This window comes from Polymorphospora sp. A560, assembly GCF_045781765.1.
Classification (GTDB): domain Bacteria; phylum Actinomycetota; class Actinomycetes; order Mycobacteriales; family Micromonosporaceae; genus Polymorphospora; species Polymorphospora lycopeni.
This window is the reverse complement of sequence record NZ_CP122282.1, coordinates 755,383-774,843: the sequence shown is the minus strand read 5'-3', so window position 1 is coordinate 774,843 and position 19,461 is coordinate 755,383. Positions and strand designations below refer to the sequence as shown.

Sequence of the window (19,461 nt, the reverse complement as noted above, 5' to 3'; positions counted from 1 at the left end):
TCGGCGTCACGCCTCGGCGCCGGCCTCCTGGAGGTTCTTCACCAGGTTCGGGTCGACCGGGACACCCGGGCCCATCGTGGTGGTCAGGGTCACCTTCTTCAGGTACTTGCCCTTGGCCGCCGACGGCTTGGCCCGCAGTACCTCGTCGAGCACCGCGACGTAGTTGTCGATCAGCTGCGCCTCGGAGAACGACGCCTTGCCGATGATGAGGTGCAGGTTGGAGTGCTTGTCCACCCGGAAGGTGATCTTGCCGCCCTTGATCTCGGAGACGGCCTTGGTGACGTCCATGGTCACGGTGCCGGTCTTCGGGTTCGGCATCAGGCCGCGCGGGCCCAGAATCCGCGCGATCCGGCCGATCTTGGCCATCTGGTCCGGGGTGGCGATGGCCGCGTCGAACTCCAGCCAGCCCTCCTGGATGCGGGCGACCAGCTCGTCGGTGCCCACCTCGTCGGCGCCGGCGGCAACGGCCTCCTCGGCCTTCGCGCCGGCCGCGAACACGATCACGCGGGCGGTCTTGCCGGTGCCGTGGGGCAGGTTGACCGTGCCACGGACCATCTGGTCCGCCTTACGCGGGTCGACCCCGAGGCGCATCGCGACCTCGACCGTGGGGTCGAACTTGACGGCGGTGAACGCCTTGGCCAGCTTCACGGCCTCGGCCGGGGTGTAGAGCCGGTCCCGGTCGATGGCTTCGGCGGCCTTGCGGTAAGCCTTGCTGCGCTGCATTTCTGTCTACTCCTGTGGTGTCTGGCGGGACGCGCGGCGCGCACCCTCCCACGGTCGGGTCGTGCTCGGAAAGGCCCGGAAGCCTCAGTCCTTGACGGTGATGCCCATCGAGCGGGCGGTGCCAGCGATGATCCGCTCGGCGTGCTCCACGTCGTTGGCGTTGAGGTCGGCCATCTTCCGCTCGGCGATTTCCCGGAGCTGGGTACGGGACACCGAACCGACCTTGTCCTTCTGCGGCACGCCGGAACCCTTCTGCACACCGGCGGCCTTGAGCAGCAGGCGGGCGGCCGGCGGCGTCTTCAGCACGAAGGTGAAGGAGCGGTCCTCGTAGACGCTGATCTCGGCGGGGACGACGTCACCGCGCTGCGACTCGGTCTGCGCGTTGTAGGACTTGCAGAACTCCATGATGTTCACACCGTGCTGACCGAGGGCCGGACCGACCGGCGGCGCCGGCGTGGCCTGGCCCGCCGGCAGTTGCAGCGTGAACGTCTTGACCAGTTTCTTCTTCGGAGGCATGTCTCTTCCTGGGCTTGATTCTGGTGGATTGCACCGGGGTGGATTGCACCTGACGCTGCCCGCAGAGCGCGCGCACGGTCAGCGCGGCCTGCGGGCCGACGTTCTAGGTTAACGCAACAGGCAGCCCGGCTGTTCACCGAGGCGGTTGCCGGGGCCGGATCCTCAGATCTTGGCGACCTGGTTGAAGTTGAGTTCCACCGGAGTCTCCCGACCGAAGATCGACACCAGCACCTTGAGCTTCTGCTGGTCGGCGTTGATCTCGCTGATCGTGGCAGGAAGCGAAGCGAACGCCCCGTCGGTGACGGTGACCGAGTCACCCACCTCGAAGTCGAGAACCTTGACCTCCGGCTTGGCCTTCTTCTGCTCCGTCTCGACGGCCGGCGCCAGCCACTTGAGCACCTCGTCGAGCGAGAGCGGCGCGGGACGGTCGGCCCGGTCGGTCGCGCCGACGAAGCCGGTCACGCCCGGGGTGTTCCGGACGCAGGAGTAGGACTCCGCCGTCAACTCCATCCGGACCAGGATGTAGCCGGGAAAGACCTTGTTCTGCACCTGGAGGCGCTTGCCGTTCTTGACCTCGACCTCTTCGCGGGTCGGCACCTCGACCTGGAAGATGTAGTCCTCCATGTCGAGGCTGGTGATACGGGTCTCCAGGTTGGTCTTGACCTTGTTCTCGTATCCGGCGTAGGAGTGCACGACGTACCAGTCGCCCGGCGCGTAGCGCAGCTTCTGCCGCAGCTCCGCGACCGGGTCGTACTCCTCGTCTGGTTCCGGCGTCGCGACGGGCGCGTAATCCGGCTCGCTGGCGGCCTCGACCGACTCGTCACTGGCCGCCGTCGCCACCGCGGACTGCTCGTCGGCGGCTCGTCCGGCGGTCTCGTCGTACTCAGGCACGCTCGCTCACTTCCGTTACTGTCAGCTCGGTTCTGCGGTCAACTGGGGTTGCCGAAGACCCACAGCACGCCCTTGGCAAAGGCGAAGTCGAGCCCGGCCACGATCGCCAGCATCACGGACACGAACACGACCACCACGGCGGTGTAGGTCAACAGCTCCTTGCGGGTAGGCCAGATGACTTTACGCAGCTCGGCCACGACCTCGCGGACGAACCGCACGATCCGTCCGAAGATGCCGACCCGACCGCCCTCGGTACGGGCCTTCGACTTGCTGTCGGCCGACTCCGCCTTCGGGCGGGCCCGGGTGGCGGTGCCGCCCCGGGATACCGGCTCTTCCTCGTCGTCGACGTCCGAGTCCTTTTCGGCTGCCTCGTCCAACGCCTCGTCATCGAGGTGGTCGTCCGCGGCATCCTCGCCGCGCCGATTCTTGTCGGCCACTTCGCCCTCCGTCGCGGGATGGTCGGATCGCACGTCGGTGGACGCACGCTGCGCTGGTCACGCCGGCCGCCCGGACCGATCCCGGGGCTGGCCGCGGCCGGCGGACCGGACGGAGATCGCCCGACCGGCGCATCGCGCCACGGGCGGCTTCCGCCGGACACCACCGCCACGGGACGGCTGCCGCCCCGTGAGACGACTCCGACCCCCGGGGCCGGTCAGGCCTTAGGCGCAGGGGTGACAGGACTTGAACCTGCAGCCTGCGGTTTTGGAGACCGCTGCTCTGCCAATTGAGCTACACCCCTGTGCAGGCAGATGCACCCACTCAGGCGCAGACGCCTGGGTAGGGGCCACTACCCCACGGCGGACCAGTGTACGGGTAGACCCCGGACTTTCCCAACCGGTCGGCCATCACCCGTCGGCGAACCGCTATCCGGGCAGCCTGACCAGCGCCTTGGCCTGCGAGAGCACCTTCTCCCCGAGGCTGGTCACGGTCAGGTTGAGCTGGGTCAGGCCCTCGCCGGTGACGCCCTTCACCACCGCCGCCACCTGGACCTCGACCCCCTCGTCGTCATCGGGGACGGGCACCGGACGGGCGAAGCGGACGCTGAACTCCGCCACGGCGTCCGGCCGGCCGGCCCACTCGGTGACCGCCCGGCCGGTCAGCGCCATCGTGAACATGCCGTGCGCGATCACCCCGGGCAGGCCGACCCCGGTGGCGAACCGCTGGCTCCAGTGGATCGGGTTGAAGTCGCCCGAGGCGCCCGCGTAGCGGACCAGGTCGGCCCGGGTCACCCGGTAGGTCTTGACCGGCAGATCCATCTCAGCCGCCCTCTCCACGTACGACGAGCTTGGACCAGACCGACACCACCGGCTCCTCGGCGACCGTCGAGACCTCGCTGCGGATGGTCAGGAAATCGTGCCCACCCCGCGAGGTGATCTCCTCGATGGTGCTCACACAGACCAGCTCGTCACCCGCCACGATCGGGCGGGTGTAGCGGAAGCGCTGGTCGCCGTGGACGACGCGGCTGTAGTCGACGCCGAGCGCCGGATCATCGACGATCTGACGGCGGCTCGACTCCATCGTGACGACCACCGGAAAGGTGGGCGGAGCGACCACGTCGGCATGCCCGAGCGCCCGGGCGGCCGCCGGATCGTGGTACGCGGCGTCGGTCGCACCGATCGCGGTGGCGAACTCACGGATCTTCTCTCGGCCCACCTGATAGGGGGCGGTCGGCGGGTACGTACGGCCGACGAACGACGGGTCCAAGGGCATGCGGCGAACCTACACGCGCAAAACAGGATCGCCGTTTCGGGGCCGGTGTCGCTGGTAATCCCAGACTATCCGGTCTCGAAACGGCGATCCTGACGGAAGCTGTACGGCTCCGCGGCGCCTCCCTGCGCCGGCCTACTGCCGGCGCGGGATCAGCGGGTCTCGCGGTGCAGGGTGTGCTTGCCGTCCCGGGGGCAGAACTTCTTCATCTCAATGCGGTCCGGGTCGTTGCGGCGGTTCTTGCGCGTGATGTAGTTGCGCTCCTTGCACTCCACACACGCCAAAGTGATCTTTGGACGGACGTCGGTCGCCTTGGCCACGGCGGGGTGCCTTCCTCGCTAGCGAAACAACTACGACGAGCCAGCGTAGACCTTGCCTACCTGGACACGCAAAGCGGGTGCCCGTGGCACCCGCAGATCCGGTCACCGGAGTCGTCCGGCACCGAAAGTAGCGGTGGCCGGACTTGAACCGGCGACACAACGATTATGAGCCGTTTGCTCTACCAACTGAGCTACACCGCTGTGGGCGGGTCCCAACGAGAACCCTCTGAGCCCCCTTACGGAATCGAACCGTAGACCTTCTCCTTACCATGGAGACGCTCTGCCGACTGAGCTAAGGGGGCGCACGCTATCTCCTCGAAAGGCGCGCAGGAGAAGAATACACGGCCCCCGGCGGGAGGAGAAATCAGATCCCCCGGCCCCCTGCCGGCGGGCCGACCGGAGGACAAAGCCGCAGGTCAGGGCACTGCCCGCAGGCGGCGTACGTCGCTGGTGAGCGACAGGTCCGACTCGGACTGGGCGCCGAACCACGCCTCCAGCCGCTCGTACGGCAGCGGCCGGCTGAAGAGGAACCCCTGCCCGATCTGGCAGCCGATGTCCTGAAGCAGCTCCAGGGTCAGCTCGCTCTCCACCCCTTCGGCCACGACGGTCAGCCCGAACTGCTGCGACAGCGTCACCACGGCGTTGACGATCGCCAGGTCCCCCGGGTCGGTCGCCATCCCCTGCACGAACGAACGGTCGACCTTGACCTCGTGGACCGGCAGCCGGCGCAGGTAGGACAGCGACGAGTAGCCGGTGCCGAAGTCGTCGACGGAGAGGCGTACCCCGATGTCGCGCAACCGGCGCAGGGTGGGCATCGGCCGGTCGGTGCCGTCCAGGACGCCGGCTTCCTTGATTTCGAAGGTCAGCAGCTCGGGCGCGACCTCGAACTCGGCCAGCAGCTCCTGGACCCGGGCCGGGAAGTACGGGTCGGTCAGCGTGCGCGCCGACAGGTTGACCGCCACCGCCAGCGGGTGATTCGGATCACTCCACTCCCGGGAGCGGCGTAGCCCCTCGCGGAGCACCGACTCGGTCAACCGGCCGAGCTGCCCGGTGTGCTCGGCCACCGCCACGAAGTCCTCGGGCGAGACCGCGCCGTGCGCGGGGTGCTCCCAGCGGGCCAGGCACTCCACGCCCACCAGACGCCGGTCGCCGTCCAGCGTCACCTTGGGCTGGAAGTAGACCTTCAACTCGTCGTTGTCGAGCGCGCGGCTCAGGTCGCCGGCGAGCCCGAGACGGCGTACGGACCGGGATTCCAGGCCGGCGTTGAACAGTTGGACGCTGCCGGGCATCGACTTGGCCGCGGTGGCGGCCAGGCCGGCCCGCTGCACGAGGGTCGCCGGGTCACTGCCATGGTCCGGATGGATCGCCACCCCGACCGCGGTGTCGACGTCGAGGGTGAGGGTGCCGAACACCATCTGGTCGTGGGTCTGCTCGCGCAGCTCGGTCGCCAGCGCGAGCGCCGCCTCGGCGCTCTCCGCACGCAGGGTCACCACGAACTCGTCGCCGCCGATCCGGCCGACGAGCGCCGCCGACGGCGACGACGACCGCAACCGGGCCGCCACCTCGACCAGCACCCGGTCACCGGCGGCGTGCCCGAGGGACTCGTTCACCTGACGTAGCGCGTCGACGTCGAACAGCAGGACCGCCACCACCTCGTCGGGGGCGCAGACCTGTACGGCCTCCTCCAGCGCGCCGAGGACCCGCCGGCGGTTCGGCAGGGCGGTCAGCCCGTCGTGGTAGGCGTCGTACCGCAGCCGGTCGACCAGCCGGGAGTTCTCCAGCGCGACCGCGGCGTGCGCGGCGATCGTCTCGAAGATCGGCACGTCGCCGGGCAGGAAGTGGGTGGTCTCGCCGAGCCGGTTGACCACCTCCAGCGAGCCGATCACGGCCTGGCCCGACCGCAACGGTACGACGATGACGTCCTTGACGCCGTCCGCCTCCCGCAGGCCGGCCCGCAGTTCCTCGTCGCCGCCGAGCCGGCTGCCGACCGCCACCGTCTTCTTCGCCTTGATCGCCCGGGCCCGGGCGACGGCCGGCGTACGCGCCAGGTCGAGCAGACCCGGATCGTCGACCCGGGCGGTCAGCAGCACCTCGGGGTGCCGCCCCTGTGCCGGCAGCCACAGCGTCGCGTATTCGGCCTGCATGAGGACGCGTACCCGGCCCAGCAGCGAGTCGGCGAGCGTTCCGTCCTGACCGCTCTCGCTCATCGCCCGGGTGAGGTCGTACATGTCGGCGAGGGTGCGGTGCTGGCGGAAGAACTGGGCGTACGAGCGGTAGACCAGCCCGAGCGCGCCGGTCAGCACGATAACCAGCACGATCGCCCACCAGGTGGTTTCCAGGGCGATGAGGACGACCAGCCCGAGCGACACGTTGATCGCCGCGGTGACCAGGGTCGGCGCGGCGGTGCGGGCGACCTCCAGCCCGGCCGGCGACCCCTGGACCACCGTGATGACCCCGATCACGGCCGCGAGCCCGACCAGGGTGTGGGTGCTCACGGCGGCGAACAGGATTCCCCAGGTGCCCGGTCCGACCCCCTCGATCGGCGGGAAGGCGTAGAGCACGAGGCCGGCCAGTGAGGTGCTGGCGGCCTCCTTGGCCACGTTGAACCAGAGCTTCGTCGGGCTGACCCGGCGTCTGATCTGGGTGACGAAGGCCGCGATGGTGGCGATCACCACGACCGTCAGCGGCCGGAAGTAGAACAGCGCCAGGACGAAGGAGATCTCGGTCAGCGTGAGAACGAACGCCTGGCGGCGAATCACGAAATGGAGATTCGGGATCGCCACCGCCACCATGACGGCGAGCAGTAGGAGGGAAAGGAACAGTTCGGTGCCGGAATCCCGGGCGACTCGACCCGCCTCCTGGTCGTCGATCAGCCCGAGGGCTGTCGACATCACCACAGCGAGAAGCGCCAGCGGCCCCGTGATCAACCAGGCGTGGTCAGGGGAACGCCGGGGTGACGGCTGGGGCCTTGGCATCCGGCTCCTTCGCCACTCGCGCCGGAGTGTCCGCGCGGACGCGGATTACGGTGCGATGGTGAGACTCTGAGGCGTAGCGGGGGTGTCGACGACCGTGTCGGTGACCTTCGCCCAGTCGTAGCCGGCCCAGTCGTAGCCGGCCTGGGGCCTGTTGACAAGTTGGGCACCGACGATGCCACCGACGAGCGCAACGAGCGCCAAGCCCGAGCCGATCCGGCGGCCCGACCATTTTGCACGCATCTGCTGCTCCTATCGAAAAGGCCAAGGAAGGTGAAGGTTCCATGATGGTGCCACAGCCTGGTGAACCGGCAAAGCCGTTGCGCGGTGTCAACCGAACAGTGCGCCGAACTTTAACCGTTCGGCAGCACGGATGACCCGCCCGGACGCAACGTACGAGGTCCGCCGCCCGTCAGCGATCATTCGTGGTTCGTCCAATAAGACCTCTCAGTCAAACCTCTGCCGGTCTGACAAACGACATCTTTCGGATTTTAGTCCCTGTCGAACCTTCGTGCCGGTTTTCGCCGATCGCCGAAGCGGGCGACCAACGAGCCGGGGCAATCCAGGGCTCGCGGACGCAGCCTTCGGAGAATTTCGATACTCACCTATGTAACATGGCGCAGCTCTTCCGCCCAGGGTCTCCCGCCCCTAGCCGAGCCACCCACTCGGCGGCTACGGACCGACCGGCCCCGGCTGCGGGCGACTCCGGTGCCCCCGACTGGCACGGTGGCACCGGAGCGGGCGACCCGGTGGCCGCCTTCGTCGCCCGACGAACCGGCGACCATCCCCAACGGCAACGGCCCCGGTCCAGCTCTGCTGGACCGGGGCCGTGTCACCTGTTCCTGTGGCGGGTAGAGGATTCGAACCTCTGTAGCTTTCGCGACGGATTTACAGTCCGCTCCCATTGGCCGCTCGGGCAACCCGCCTGGGCGTGCCGCCGTGTTTCCTGCGGCAGCGGAAGCAAGGATAGCGGTACCACCCGACCCCAACGCAACCGGGTACGGTCGGCATGTCGCAGCACCGACGAACAGCCCAAAACACCTTCATATCGCCAGACGCAGGAGCATGATCATGGCAGCGAACCCGTCGTTCGACATCGTCAGCAAGGTCGACCGGCAGGAGATCGACAACGCCCTCCGACAGGCCGAGAAAGAGCTCTCCACACGCTTCGACTTCCGGGGCACCGGAGCGGAGATCAACTGGGCCGGTGAGGAGGCGATCAGTCTCCAGGCCGAGACGGAGGAGCGGGTCAAGGCCGCCCTCGACGTCTTCAAGGACAAGCTGGTGAAGCGCAACATCTCGCTCAAGGCGCTGGACGCCGGCGACCCGCGAGCGTCCGGTAAGACCTACCGGATCGACGCGAAGGTCATCCAGGGCATCGACTCCGACAAGGCGAAGGCGATCAGCAAGAAGATCCGCGAGGAGGGCCCGAAGGGCGTGCAGGCGCAGATCCAGGGCGACCAACTCCGGGTCACCGGCAAGAAGAAGGACGACCTCCAAGCCGTCATCAACCTGCTCAAGGCCGAGGACTTCGGCGTCGCGCTCCAGTTCACCAACTACCGGTAGCGCCGTACGACCGCCGCCGCCCGCCTGGCCGAGGGCCGGACGGGCGGCGGTTCGCACGACCGGGATCAGACCGGGTCGGTCGCCAGCGTCTGCTCCAGCCGGGCGACCGCGAGCGCGTCGGCACGGGCGATCGAGCCGGCCGGCAGGGCCGCGACGAGGGCGGCGAACGCGACCGCCGTACCGGCGAAGACGAACGCCCACGGCACTCCCCCGCGCTGGTCCACGATCAGGCCGGCCACGGAGCCACCGACCGCGCTCGCCGCGACCGCGGTCGTGACGACCCAGGTGTACGCCTCGTTGAGCATGCTCCCGGGCGAGATCCGGCCGACCATCGTGTTCTCCAGGGTGAGCGCCGGTGCGATCACCGCGCCACCGATGACGAGCGCGATCCCCAGTGCGATCGGGTCGGGCATGACGGCGAACACCAGGAAGCTGGCGGCGACGGCGGCGAGCAGCCAGGCGAACTGGCGGGCCATCCGTCGCGCCGGTCGCCGGGTGCCGAACCAGATGCCGCCGGCGGCACTGCCGACGCCCCAGACGGCCAGCAGCACGCCGGCGAGGCTCTCCGCGTCACCGGCGCTGTGCGAGGTGGCGTACGCCGGCACGGTGACCCCGGCGGCGCCGAACGCGATGCCCAGCCCGCCGACGCAGAGCAGCAGGGCCGGGAAGCCGGTGAGCCGCAGCGGTCCGAGCCCACGGGCGTGGCCGTCGGCCGGGTGCGGCCGCCAGCCGCGCATCGCCCGGCCGAGCGCGACGGTGATGGTGCCGACCAGCGTCACCACCGCCGCCCCGACCAGCGCGGCGGCGGCGTCGGCGAACAGCACGAAGGCGGCCACCAGGAGCGGGCCGAGCACGAAGACCACCTCGAAGAGGGAGGTTTCGGCGGCCAGTGCCGTGTTGCGCAGGTGGTAGCGGCCGGAGGCGGGCTCGGTGTGGTCGTTCCAGGCACCGCGGATGGCGGCGCTCAGCGGCGGGTACGTCGCACCGGCCAGCGCCGCGGCGATGTAGATGGCGGTCAGCGCGTCGGCGCCGAAGCCGCTGGCGATCAGCAGGCCGACCAGGGCCAGCGGGTGGGCGACGGCGGTGACCAGCAGCACCGGGGTCGGGCCGACCCGGTCGGCGATCCGCCCGGCGATCGGGCTCAACGCGGCCCCGGCGAGGGCGTAGATCCCGCCGGCGACCGCGGCGAGCGCGTAGCTGCCGGTGACTCTCTCGACGACCAGGAGGAGGGCTAGCGGGGTGATGCCGATCCCGAGCCGGGCCAGCACCCCCGCGGTCAGCAGCAGGGGTGCACCCGGAATCCGCCACACTTCCACGTACTGACGCAACGCGGCCACAGCCGTCTTCCCCCTCCGTGACGTAACGAGCGAAAGCCCCCGCGACCCTAACGTGAGGGCCGCGGGGGCGGGAGGAGATTACCGGTGATCGCCGTCTCAGCGTTGGTAACGCACCGGGCCGACGGACTGGGCCGCCATTCGCTCCAGCCGGCTCACCCGCTCGCTCATCGGCGGGTGGGTCGAGAACAGCCCGGCCAGGCCGCCACCACGCAGCGGGTTGTCGATCATCAGGTGGGCGGTGCTGGCGAGCTGGCCCTGCGCCGGCAGCGGGATCTGCTGCGTACCAGCGTGGATCTTGCGTAGTGCGCTGGCCAGCGCGAGCGGGTCGCCGGTCAGGCGGGCGCCGGACGCGTCGGCCTGGTATTCGCGGTTCCGGCTGATCGCGAGTTGGATCACCGTCGCGGCCAGCGGGCCGAGGATCAGCATCATCAGCAGCACAGCAGGGTTCGGCGAGTCCTCGTCGTTGCCGCCGAGCGGCAGGAACAATGCCAGGTTGGCCAGCGTGGTGATGATGCCGGCCAGACCCGCGGCGACGCTGGAGATCAGGATGTCCCGGTTGTAGACGTGGGACAGTTCGTGGCCGATGACTCCGCGCAGCTCCCGGTAGTCGAGGATCTGTGTGATGCCGTGGGTGACGGCGACGGCGGCGTTGCGCGGGTTACGGCCGGTGGCGAAAGCGTTGGGCTGGGCGGTCGGGCTCACGTAGAGGCGCGGCATCGGCTGGCCGGCCTCGGTCGAAAGCTCCCGGACCATCTGGTAGAGGGCCGGGAACTCCGCCTCGCTGACCGGGCGGGCACGCATCGCACGCAACGCCAGCTTGTCCGACCAGAAGTAGGTGCCGGCGTTCATGGCGAGCGAGACGACCACGGCGATGACCAGACCGGAACTCCCGCCGAACCAGTAGCCGACGCCCAGGATCATCGCGGTGAGCAGGCCCAGAAGAGCGGCTGTCTTGAGTCCGTTGCGGTGGTTGTGCACGATCACTCCTTCGGTGCACGGGTCTCGTGGACCCGCTGACCGGTACAACACCGAACTACCCAGCAACCATCCTGGTTATCACTGTGAGTTACCTGAAAGTAGGTTGGTCAGAGCTGGACGGCGTCCAGGACCGTCTGCGGGGCGAACCCGACGACCACGGCGACCGCGGTCGCACCCGCCAACGCGAGCCCGACCGTCCAGGGCACCCGCCGGGCGGTTCCGGCCGCCTCACCGGCGGCGTAGAGGGTGCCGCAGACGCGCAGGTAGTAGGCGAGCCCGACCACCGCGTTGAGTGCCACCACGACGGCCAGCCAGCCGGCACCGCCGTCGAGCAGCGAGCGGACCACGACCACCTTGGCGAACAGACCGGCCAGGCCGGGCGGCAGCCCGGCGAGCCCGACCAGGGCCAACACGAACGCGGCGGCGACCACGGGGTGCCGCCGCCCGGCCCCCCGGTAGGCGGCGATCTCGCCGCCGTCGGCGTCCGGCGGACGCAGCGCCACCACCGACGCGAAGGCGGCGAGTTCGAGGACGACGAAGAAGACCGCGTACGCGACGGTCGCGGCGACGGCCACCGACAGCGCGTCAGCGTCGCGCCCGGCGATGGCAGCGGCCGCCCCGAGCGGAGCCAGGATGTAGCCGGCCTGGGCCACCGACGACCACGCCAGCAGCCGCACCATCCGGGTCTGCCGCAACGCGACGAGGTTACCGACAGTCATCGTCAGTACGGCGAGCACGGCCAGCGCCGGGCCGCTGACGGCCAGCCAGGGCCCGAGGCCGTCGACGACGACCGCGATCACGGCGACGACCCCGCCGAGCTTCGACGCGGTGGAGAGGTAGGCGGCGACCGGCAGCGGTGCCCCGTCGTAGGTGGCCGGCGCCCAGGCGTGCAGTGGCACGGCCGCCACCTTGAACGCCAGGCCGGCGAGCAGCAGGACGACCGCCACCCGGCCCAGCCGGGCCTCGGCGCCCGCGTCGAGCGCCGGGGCGGCGGCGAGCGTGGCCAGGTGCAGCGTGCCGCGTACGGCGTAGAGCAGCGCCGCCCCCAGCAGGGTGACCGCCGTCGCCACGACACTGACCAGGAAGAAGGTCATGGCCGCCTCGGCGCTGGCGACGGTCCGACGGCGCAGGCCGACCAGGATGTAGAGCGGGATGGTGAGGGTCTCCAGCGCCACGATCAGCGTGATCAGATCGCCGGCCGCGCCGAGGACGACACCGCCGGTCATCGAGCAGGCCAGCAGGAAGCAGTACTCCCCCGCCGGCACCGCCCCGGCCCGCAGCAGCGGCCCGGACAGCAGGAGCACGCCCAGGGTGAGCACCGCGAAGACGGTGGCGACGAGCGCCCCCCGGCTGGTGGCGAGCCAGGAGCAGCCGTCGACGGTGCAGAACGTCTCCCGGTCGGCACCCCGACCGACCAGCACCGCACCGACCGCCGTGCCGGCGGCACCGATCATGGCGACCGCGAGCGTCGGGCCGCGCCGGCCGACGAGCAGGTCGGTCAGCAGCACGAGTACGGCGGTGCCGGCCGCGAGGTATGCGGGCAGCAGCGCGACGTGGTCGATGGTCTGGGTCATGTCGCCCCTTCGATCGCGCCTGCGGGGCTCCGCTGCGCTGCACTCCTCGCGCTCACCGACCCCACCCTCCGTTCGCGACTGCGGGGCTCCGCTGCGCTGCACTCCTCGCGCTCACCGACCCCACCCTTCGATCGCGACTGCGGGGCTCCGCTGCGCTGCACTCCTCGCGCTCACCGACCCCACCCTTCGATCGCGACTGCGGGGCTCCGCTGCGCTGCACTCCTCGCGCTCACCGATCGAGCACCCCCGTCAACGCCTCCACCGGGGCGCCGGCAAAGCCGATCACCAGGGCGGGTACCAGGCCGACGGCCAGCGCCAGGACGATCAGCGGGGACCAGGCGACCAGCTCACCCGCCCCGAACCGGCTGGCCGGAGCGGCGGCGACGACCGGACTGGCCGGGCCGTGGGTGAGCCGGCGCAGCAGCCGCAGGAAGTAGGCGGCGGTCAGCGCGCCGCCGACCGCCGCGACCACCGCCAGCGCCGTCCACAGCGGGCCGCCCCGTTGCAGCGCAGCGACCACCGCGAACGCCTCGCCCCAGAAACCGGCCAGCCCGGGAAGGCCGAGCGACGCGACGGCGGCGAACGCGAACAGGCCGGACAACGCCGGCATCCGCTCCCGCAGACCACCCAACTCGGTCAGGCTGCCGGTGTGCAGCCGGTCCTTGATCGCGCCGGCCAGGAAGAACAGCAGCCCGGTGATGACGCCGTGCGCGACGTTGCCGATCAGCGCCGCCTCGATACCGGTCGCGGTCAGGGTCGCCACGCCCAGCAGCACGAAGCCCATGTGACCGACGCTGGAATAGGCGATGAGCCGCTTCAGGTCGGTCTGCCGCAGACACACCAGCGAACCGACGACGACCGCGGCCACGGCGAGGACGCCGAGCACCGGTGCCGCCCACCGGGCGCCCTCCGGCGCGACCCCGACCGCGACCCGGATGATGCCGTACGTGCCCATCTTGAGCAGGACCCCGGCGAGGATCACGCTGCCGACGGTCGGTGCCTGGGTGTGCGCGTCGGGCAGCCACGTGTGCAGCGGCCACAGCGGACTCTTAACCGCGAACGCGACCGCGAGCAGCACGAACGCGGCGAGCTGGGTGGTCCGCGACAGGTTGCCCCCGCCGGTGAGCGCCACGATGTCGGCGGTGCCGGCGGCGGAGACGACGGTGACCACCCCGACCAGCAGCAGCACCGAGCCGAAGAGCGTGTAGAGGACGAACTTGCGGGCCGCCCGGCGCCGGTCCTCGCCGCCCCAGCCGGCGATGACCACGAACATCGGCAGCAGTACGACCTCGAAGAAGACGAAGAAGAGGACCAGGTCGAGGGCGAGGAAGGTGCCGACGATCCCGACCTCGATCACCAGCAGCAGCGCGACCAGGTATCCGCCGGGTCCGCCGGCCGGGACGTGCCGGATCGAGTACGCGCAGCAGAGCAGCGTCAGCAGCGTGGTGAGGACGACCAGCGGGTAGGAGATCCCGTCCACCCCGAGATGGAACCGAAGGTCGAGCCCGGGTACCCAGGTGAGGTCCAGTTCGTGCCAGGGCAGGATGCCCGGGCCGGCCGTCGCCGCCTGGTACCGGAACCATCCCCGGTCGCCGGTCCCGTAGAGCGACAGGCTGACCAGGAAGGCGATCGCGGCCACGACGGTGGCGACGATCCGGGCCGCCCGGTCGGCGCGCCGGGTGAGCCCGGCGACGGCTACGGCACCTACGGCGGGTATGGCGAGGACCGCAACCAGCGTCACCTGACCGGTCGTCATCACAGCACTCCCAGGGTCGCGGCGGCCACGGCGACGAGCAGCGCGCCGACCAGGACCGCGGAGGCGGCCCGGGGCAACCCGGCCCGGTGCAGCACCGCCAGGCCCCGGCCGAGTGCCACGGTCGCCCGCCCGGTGCCCGTGACGGTGCCGTCGACCGCGGTCTCGTCCGTGCGGCGGGCGGCCCGGGCCAGTGCGACGACCGGCCGTACGACCACGGCCCGCTGGAGCGCGTCCAGCCCGAACGCGGCGGCGAACATCCGCCGGGCCGGGCCGAGCGCGGTCGCGGGGTCGGCGGCCGTGTCGCGCCGCCACAGCAGCCACGCGCCGACCCCGCCGACCAGCAGCGCGGCCAGCGGCAGCGCCACCTCGGGGCCGAGGTGCATGAGGTTGGTGTGGGCCGGCAGCAGGTCGGACGGGTGTTCGGCGGTCGCCGGTGGCAGCAGCCGGCCGGCGAGCCAGTCGGTGTATCCGGCCAGCCCCAGCAGCGCGCTCGGCACCACCAGCAGCAGGACCGGACCGGCCATCGCGGCCGGCGGTTCGTGGGCGGTCCGGGCCCCCGACGAGCGGGGTGCGCCGAAGAACGTACGCAGCCACAGCCGGGTGGCGTACCAGGCGGTGATCGCCACGGTCACCAGCCCCACGGCGTAGACCAGTGGCGGCAGCCAGCCCGCCCCGGCGGACGAGGCGGCGTGCAGGACCGCCTCCTTGCTCCAGAACCCGGCCAGCGGGGGCAGCCCGACCAGGGCGGCCAGCCCGACCGTCATCGACCAGAAGGTCGCCGGCATACGGCGCCGCAGCCCGCCCATCTCGCCCATCGAGTTGCTGCCGACGGCGTGGATCACCGAGCCGGCGGCGAGGAACAGCAGTGCCTTGAAGGCGGCGTGGGTGAGCAGGTGGAACAGGGCCGCGCCGGTCGCGCCGACCGCGAGCGCGCCGGCCATGTAGCCGATCTGCGACACCGTCGACCAGGCGAGGACCCGTTTGATGTCGTCCTGCGCGGTCGCGGCGAGGCCGCCGAGCACGATGGTGACCACGGCGAGCACGCCGAGCACCAGCAGCGCCGGATCACCGGCGGCGAAGACCGGGTCGAGGCGGGTCACCACGTAGATCCCGGCGGCCACCATCGTCGCCGCGTGGATCAGCGCCGAGATCGGCGTCGGGCCGGCCATCGCGTCCGGCAGCCAGGTGTGCAGCGGGAAGAGGGCGCTCTTGCCGGCCACGCCGGCGAGCAGCAGCAGCGCGGCGGCGGTCAGCGTGCCGCCGCCGATCTCGCCCGAGCCGACCGCGGCCAGCACGTCGGAGATCCGGAAGCTGCCGGCGGCGATGCCCAGCAACGCGATGCCGAGCAGGAACCCGACGTCGCCGACCCGGGTCACCAGGAACGCCTTGACCGCGGCTGCCGGCGCCGCCGGCAGCCGGCGGTCGTGGCCGATCAGCAGGTAGGAGCAGATGCCCATCACCTCCCAGCCGACCAGCAGCAGGATGAGGTCACCGGCGACGACCACGATCAGCATCGCGGCCGTGAAGAGGCTGACCTGGGCGGCGTACGGGGCGTAGCGGCTGTCGTCGTGCAGGTAGCCGACCGAATAGACCTGCACCGCCAGCGCGACCACGGTCACCGCCAGCGCGACCAGGGCCGCGGCGCCGTCGAGGCGGATGCCCAGGGTGACGGTGAGCCCGCCGAACTCGACCCAGCGGGTGCTCGCCTCGACCGGGCCGTCGACGGTCACGGCGAGGCCGACCGCCACCAGCAGTGCCAGCGCCGACCCGCCGATGCCGAGCGCGGCGGCGGCCGTACGCGCCCCGCGGGGCAGCAGCAGGCCGACGGCGGCCGCCAGCAGCGAGGCCAGCGGCAGCAGTGGGCCGAGCGTCTCCGGCGCCATCAGGACACCGCCGCCCGGCCCGGGTCGGCCAGCGCCGTCGAGCCCTCGTCGGCGGCCGGGGTGAGGCCCGGTGCGGTGTCGAGGCGTACGTCGTCGACCGAGACGGTGGCCCGCAGACGGTAGAGCTGCAACACGATCGCCAGGCCGACACCTATCTCGGCGGCGGCGATCACGATGATGAACAGCGCGAAGGTCTGGCCGGTGTGCGGCAGCGCGGCCCGCACGGTGGTGTCGGCGGTGATCAGGAGCAGGTTGACCGCGTTGAGCATCAACTCAACCGCCATCAGCACCAGGATCGCGTTACGGCGGCGCAGTACACCGTAGACACCGATGCCGAAGAGCAGGGCGGCCACGACGTACGGGATGACAGGTCTCACCGGCGCTCCTCCCCACCCCGGGCGCCGATGTCGTGCCGGGAGATGACGATGGCACCGACCAGTGCGGACAGCAGGAGCACCGACAGCAGCTCGAACGGCAGCACCCACGAGCCGAAGATCCCGGTGCCCAGCCGCTCGGCGGTGCCCGGCTCCGGCAGCTCCACCACCGACCAGCGGAAGGCGTCGACGAGCAGGGCCGACAGGCCGAGGCCGGTCCCGGCGCCGATCAGCACCGCCGGCCAGCCGGGGCGGTCGAGGTCGTCGGAGGCGCCGATCGGGGCCCGGGTCAGCATCACGGCGAACAGCAGCAGCACCACGACCGCGCCGACGTAGATCAGCACCTGCACCCAGGCGACGAGTTCGGCGGTCAGCACGAGGTAGAGGCCGGCGACCGCGCCGAGGCACACCACGAGGTAGAGACCGGCGCGGACCAGGTGCCGGGTGGTCACCACCAGCAGCCCGGCGCCCACCGCCACCAGCCCGAGCGCGATCAGCAGCACATCCGCCCCGGTCATGCGCAGGGTCCGGTCATGACGGATCGGCGGTGCCGGTGGGCCGCTGCGGACGTACCCGGGGGGTGGCCGGACCGCCCGCGGCCCGGCCGGGCGCGGGGCCGCCGGCGGCCTTGCGGGCCGCGGTGGCCTCCTCTTTGGAGGGTTCGCCGTTCGGGTCGTGGGCCGGCGGCGGCGGGACGGTGGCCATCCACTCGCCGAGATGGTCCTTGTCGTGCAGGAGATCCCGGATGTCGTATTCGGCGTATTCGAACTCCGGCGACCAGTAGAGGGCGTCGAAGGGGCAGACCTCGACGCAGATCCCGCAGTACATGCACAGCGAGAAGTCGATGTCGAACCGGTCGAGGACGTTGCGCTGCCGGGCCCGGGCCGCCCCCGGCACCACGACCTCCTCCTTGTGCGAGTCGATGTAGATGCACCAGTCCGGACACTCCCGGGCGCAGAGCATGCAGACCGTGCAGTTCTCCTCGAGCAGGGCGATCACACCCCGGCTGCGGGGCGGCAGGTCCGGCTCGACGTCTGGATACTGCTGGGTGCCGGCCCGGCGGGTCATCGTCTTGAGCGTGACCGCGAGCCCTTTGGCCAGTCCCTCACCGGGCACGCTCACGGCGTCACCCCGCTCATGCCGCCACCTCGCTGTGCATGGCCCACATCCTCCCCCTTCGTCCCGCCGTACGCGAGCACCCCGGGCCGCCTCAGAGGGCGACCCGGACCGCGGCGGTCAGCACCAGTTGGCCCAGCGCGACCGGCACCAGCACCAGCCAGCACAGCCGTTGCAACTGGTCTTCGCGCAGGCGGGGATAACTGACCCGCACCCAGATGATCACGAATGACACCGCGAAGACCTTGACCAGCGTCCACAGCCAACCGAGCTGGTCGTCGAACGGGCCCTGCCACCCGCCGAGGAACAGCACGGTGGTCAGCGCGGCGATGACCACGATGCCGACGTATTCGGCGAGCAGGAAGAACGCGAACCGCAGCCCGGTGTATTCGGTCAGGTAGCCGAAGACCAGCTCGGAATCGGCGATCGGCATGTCGAACGGCGGCCGGCGGATCTCCGCGAGCCCGGCCACGAAGAAGACGAACAGCGCCGGTGCCTGCCACAGCAGCCACCACGGCCGCCACGCCTCGACGATGCCGGGCAGCGACAGCGTGCCGGCCGCCATCGCCACGCTGGCCGCGGCCAGCACCAGCGGAAGCTCGTAGCCGAGCAGTTGCGCGGCGCCGCGCAGCCCGCCGAGCAGGCTGTATTTGTTGGCCGACGCCCACGCCGACATCAGCACCGCGACCACCCCGATGCCGACGACGGCCAGCACGAAGAAGAGTCCGATGTCGAGCGGCTGGGCGACCAGGTCGTCGGGGCCGAGCGGGATGACCAGCAGCACCAGCAGGTAGGGCACCAGTGCCACGACCGGTGCGAGCCGGAACACCGGCCCGTCGGCCGCGCGCGGCGTGACGTCCTCCTTCTGCACGAACTTGACCCCGTCGGCGACGAGCTGCGCCCAGCCGTGGAAGCCGCCGGCGTACATCGGGCCGAGCCGGCCCTGCATGTGCGCCATCACCTTGTGCTCGACCTGGCCGACGATCAGCGGCAGGGCGAGGAAGGCGACGACCACACCGACGATCCGGATGGCCAGTTCCACCCACAGCGGCATCAGGAGTCCCCGTCCGGGTCGGTCGCCGAGGGCTGCCGCCGGTTGGGCCCCCACTCGGCCGGATCGGGCACGCCGGGCGGCCGCACCGGCGCCCGCCGGCCCCCGCCGGCCTCGGACTCGCCGGGCTCCTTCGCCCCCGGCCACGCCTTGGCGACCCGCGCGGCGAGCACGAACTCCTTGCGGAGCGGATGCCCCTCGAACTCCGGGGGCAGCAGCAGGGGCGCGAGATCGGGATGGCCGGTGAAGTCGATGCCGAACATCTCGTGCGTCTCCCGCTCGTGCCACGCCGCACCCGGGAAGAGATCCACGACGGACCGCGCGGCGGCCGCGTCGCGGGGCAGCCGGGCCCGCAGCAGTACGCCGTGCCGGTGGCCGGTCGACCACAGGTGCACGACCAGGGTGAAGCCGTCGGGCAGCTCGTCAACGGCCGACAGCCAGTCGAAGAAGTCGAGGGCCAGTTCGGTGTCGTCGCGGGCCGACCGGACGGCCGCGTGCCAGTCTTCCGGCGGCACGTCGACGGTGGCCCGGGCGTAGGGTCCGCCACCGGACACGCTGACCGCGACGTCGCCGATGCCGGCGGCCCCGCACACCGCGGCCAGCCGCGCACCGACCTCTTCGGGCGTCATGCCCGCGATCCTATGGTGGTCGGGCGCCGCCGCGAAGCCCTGAGCTGCCGGGCCGGTGGCGTTTCCGG

The 19,461-nt window shown here is 71.0% G+C and carries 20 protein-coding genes and 4 tRNA genes; 1 reads left to right on the top strand and 23 read right to left on the bottom strand.

Annotated features, from left to right (window positions below; genetic code table 11):
• Positions 1 to 6: 6 nt before the first annotated feature.
• From rplA to QCD66_RS03560, 13 genes are all read right to left on the bottom strand, one after another.
• Positions 7 to 723 (bottom strand): 50S ribosomal protein L1, encoded by a 717-nt coding sequence (gene rplA / locus QCD66_RS03620; RefSeq protein WP_357536464.1) that lies wholly within the window; start codon positions 721 to 723, stop codon positions 7 to 9.
• An 84-nt stretch (positions 724 to 807) separates the two neighbouring features.
• A complete protein-coding gene (gene rplK, locus QCD66_RS03615) occupies positions 808 to 1,239 on the bottom strand; it encodes a 50S ribosomal protein L11 (protein WP_357536466.1) in 432 nt (143 codons plus the stop codon).
• Between the two features lie 162 nt (positions 1,240 to 1,401).
• Positions 1,402 to 2,130: a transcription termination/antitermination protein NusG gene (nusG, locus tag QCD66_RS03610; protein WP_357536467.1), complete on the bottom strand. Its 729-nt coding sequence runs from the start codon at positions 2,128 to 2,130 to the stop codon at positions 1,402 to 1,404.
• 38 nt (positions 2,131 to 2,168) lie between these two features.
• A complete protein-coding gene (gene secE / locus QCD66_RS03605) occupies positions 2,169 to 2,567 on the bottom strand; it encodes a preprotein translocase subunit SecE (RefSeq protein ID WP_375733947.1) in 399 nt (132 codons plus the stop codon).
• Positions 2,568 to 2,796: 229 nt separating this feature from the next.
• Positions 2,797 to 2,869 (bottom strand) — tRNA-Trp (locus tag QCD66_RS03600).
• A gap of 124 nt (positions 2,870 to 2,993) precedes the next feature.
• Positions 2,994 to 3,386: a MaoC/PaaZ C-terminal domain-containing protein gene (locus tag QCD66_RS03595; RefSeq protein ID WP_375733946.1), complete on the bottom strand. Its 393-nt coding sequence runs from the start codon at positions 3,384 to 3,386 to the stop codon at positions 2,994 to 2,996.
• A gap of 1 nt (position 3,387) precedes the next feature.
• Positions 3,388 to 3,840 carry a MaoC family dehydratase N-terminal domain-containing protein gene (locus QCD66_RS03590; RefSeq protein ID WP_357536472.1) on the bottom strand — a complete coding sequence of 151 codons (453 nt, stop codon included), beginning with the start codon at positions 3,838 to 3,840 and terminating at the stop codon, positions 3,388 to 3,390.
• 149 nt (positions 3,841 to 3,989) lie between these two features.
• Positions 3,990 to 4,157, bottom strand: a complete 168-nt coding sequence (rpmG, locus tag QCD66_RS03585; protein ID WP_203860687.1) for a 50S ribosomal protein L33 — start codon at positions 4,155 to 4,157, stop codon at positions 3,990 to 3,992.
• Positions 4,158 to 4,285: 128 nt separating this feature from the next.
• A tRNA-Met gene (locus QCD66_RS03580) sits at positions 4,286 to 4,358 on the bottom strand.
• Between the two features lie 28 nt (positions 4,359 to 4,386).
• Positions 4,387 to 4,459 (bottom strand) — tRNA-Thr (locus tag QCD66_RS03575).
• Positions 4,460 to 4,573: 114 nt separating this feature from the next.
• Positions 4,574 to 7,132: a putative bifunctional diguanylate cyclase/phosphodiesterase gene (locus QCD66_RS03570; RefSeq protein WP_375733945.1), complete on the bottom strand. Its 2,559-nt coding sequence runs from the start codon at positions 7,130 to 7,132 to the stop codon at positions 4,574 to 4,576.
• Between the two features lie 45 nt (positions 7,133 to 7,177).
• Positions 7,178 to 7,372: a hypothetical protein gene (locus tag QCD66_RS03565; RefSeq protein ID WP_364210756.1), complete on the bottom strand. Its 195-nt coding sequence runs from the start codon at positions 7,370 to 7,372 to the stop codon at positions 7,178 to 7,180.
• A gap of 602 nt (positions 7,373 to 7,974) precedes the next feature.
• Positions 7,975 to 8,055 (bottom strand) — tRNA-Tyr (locus QCD66_RS03560).
• A 145-nt stretch (positions 8,056 to 8,200) separates the two neighbouring features.
• On the opposite strand from QCD66_RS03560, the gene QCD66_RS03555 reads away from it, so the two are divergent.
• Positions 8,201 to 8,695 (top strand): YajQ family cyclic di-GMP-binding protein, encoded by a 495-nt coding sequence (locus QCD66_RS03555; RefSeq protein ID WP_357536479.1) that lies wholly within the window; start codon positions 8,201 to 8,203, stop codon positions 8,693 to 8,695.
• A gap of 65 nt (positions 8,696 to 8,760) precedes the next feature.
• Here the strand turns inward: QCD66_RS03555 and QCD66_RS03550 are convergent, their stop codons facing one another.
• From QCD66_RS03550 to QCD66_RS03505, 10 genes are all read right to left on the bottom strand, one after another.
• On the bottom strand, positions 8,761 to 10,032 hold the full coding sequence (locus QCD66_RS03550) for an MFS transporter (protein ID WP_364210752.1): 1,272 nt from the start codon (positions 10,030 to 10,032) through the stop codon (positions 8,761 to 8,763).
• A 96-nt stretch (positions 10,033 to 10,128) separates the two neighbouring features.
• Entirely contained in the window at positions 10,129 to 11,010 is an 882-nt protein-coding gene (gene htpX, locus QCD66_RS03545) for a zinc metalloprotease HtpX (RefSeq protein ID WP_364210749.1), read from the bottom strand.
• 107 nt (positions 11,011 to 11,117) lie between these two features.
• Positions 11,118 to 12,584 (bottom strand): NADH-quinone oxidoreductase subunit N, encoded by a 1,467-nt coding sequence (locus tag QCD66_RS03540; RefSeq protein WP_375733943.1) that lies wholly within the window; start codon positions 12,582 to 12,584, stop codon positions 11,118 to 11,120.
• 229 nt (positions 12,585 to 12,813) lie between these two features.
• The gene (locus QCD66_RS03535) at positions 12,814 to 14,340 is read right to left on the bottom strand and encodes a NuoM family protein (RefSeq protein WP_375733942.1); all 1,527 of its coding nucleotides are present in this window, start codon (positions 14,338 to 14,340) and stop codon (positions 12,814 to 12,816) included.
• Complete coding sequence (locus QCD66_RS03530) at positions 14,340 to 16,226, bottom strand: NADH-quinone oxidoreductase subunit L (protein WP_375733957.1); 1,887 nt, start codon at positions 16,224 to 16,226, stop codon at positions 14,340 to 14,342. The genes QCD66_RS03535 and QCD66_RS03530 overlap by 1 nt, the downstream gene beginning before the upstream one ends.
• The gene (nuoK, locus tag QCD66_RS03525; protein WP_375733941.1) at positions 16,223 to 16,600 is read right to left on the bottom strand and encodes an NADH-quinone oxidoreductase subunit NuoK; all 378 of its coding nucleotides are present in this window, start codon (positions 16,598 to 16,600) and stop codon (positions 16,223 to 16,225) included. The genes QCD66_RS03530 and nuoK overlap by 4 nt, the downstream gene beginning before the upstream one ends.
• A complete protein-coding gene (locus tag QCD66_RS03520) occupies positions 16,597 to 17,115 on the bottom strand; it encodes an NADH-quinone oxidoreductase subunit J (RefSeq protein WP_364210737.1) in 519 nt (172 codons plus the stop codon). Before QCD66_RS03520 ends, nuoK begins: the two co-directional genes overlap by 4 nt.
• A gap of 13 nt (positions 17,116 to 17,128) precedes the next feature.
• Positions 17,129 to 17,665, bottom strand: a complete 537-nt coding sequence (locus tag QCD66_RS03515; protein ID WP_357536796.1) for a 4Fe-4S binding protein — start codon at positions 17,663 to 17,665, stop codon at positions 17,129 to 17,131.
• A 142-nt stretch (positions 17,666 to 17,807) separates the two neighbouring features.
• A complete protein-coding gene (locus tag QCD66_RS03510) occupies positions 17,808 to 18,767 on the bottom strand; it encodes a complex I subunit 1 family protein (RefSeq protein WP_357536491.1) in 960 nt (319 codons plus the stop codon).
• The gene (locus QCD66_RS03505) at positions 18,767 to 19,393 is read right to left on the bottom strand and encodes an NADH-quinone oxidoreductase subunit C (protein ID WP_375733939.1); all 627 of its coding nucleotides are present in this window, start codon (positions 19,391 to 19,393) and stop codon (positions 18,767 to 18,769) included. The genes QCD66_RS03510 and QCD66_RS03505 overlap by 1 nt, the downstream gene beginning before the upstream one ends.
• Between the last annotated feature and the right edge of the window lie 68 nt (positions 19,394 to 19,461).

Coding starts and splice junctions, on each gene's coding strand:
- QCD66_RS03520 (WP_364210737.1), bottom strand. CDS start 17,115: ATGACCGGGGCGGATGTGCTGCTGATCGCGCTCGGGCTGGTGGCGGTG.
- QCD66_RS03565 (WP_364210756.1), bottom strand. CDS start 7,372: ATGCGTGCAAAATGGTCGGGCCGCCGGATCGGCTCGGGCTTGGCGCTC.
- rplA (WP_357536464.1), bottom strand. CDS start 723: ATGCAGCGCAGCAAGGCTTACCGCAAGGCCGCCGAAGCCATCGACCGG.
- QCD66_RS03505 (WP_375733939.1), bottom strand. CDS start 19,393: ATGACGCCCGAAGAGGTCGGTGCGCGGCTGGCCGCGGTGTGCGGGGCC.
- QCD66_RS03535 (WP_375733942.1), bottom strand. CDS start 14,340: ATGACGACCGGTCAGGTGACGCTGGTTGCGGTCCTCGCCATACCCGCC.
- QCD66_RS03570 (WP_375733945.1), bottom strand. CDS start 7,132: ATGCCAAGGCCCCAGCCGTCACCCCGGCGTTCCCCTGACCACGCCTGG.
- QCD66_RS03510 (WP_357536491.1), bottom strand. CDS start 18,767: ATGCCGCTGTGGGTGGAACTGGCCATCCGGATCGTCGGTGTGGTCGTC.
- QCD66_RS03590 (WP_357536472.1), bottom strand. CDS start 3,840: ATGCCCTTGGACCCGTCGTTCGTCGGCCGTACGTACCCGCCGACCGCC.
- QCD66_RS03515 (WP_357536796.1), bottom strand. CDS start 17,665: ATGACCCGCCGGGCCGGCACCCAGCAGTATCCAGACGTCGAGCCGGAC.
- rplK (WP_357536466.1), bottom strand. CDS start 1,239: ATGCCTCCGAAGAAGAAACTGGTCAAGACGTTCACGCTGCAACTGCCG.
- QCD66_RS03595 (WP_375733946.1), bottom strand. CDS start 3,386: ATGGATCTGCCGGTCAAGACCTACCGGGTGACCCGGGCCGACCTGGTC.
- QCD66_RS03555 (WP_357536479.1), top strand. CDS start 8,201: ATGGCAGCGAACCCGTCGTTCGACATCGTCAGCAAGGTCGACCGGCAG.
- QCD66_RS03540 (WP_375733943.1), bottom strand. CDS start 12,584: ATGACCCAGACCATCGACCACGTCGCGCTGCTGCCCGCATACCTCGCG.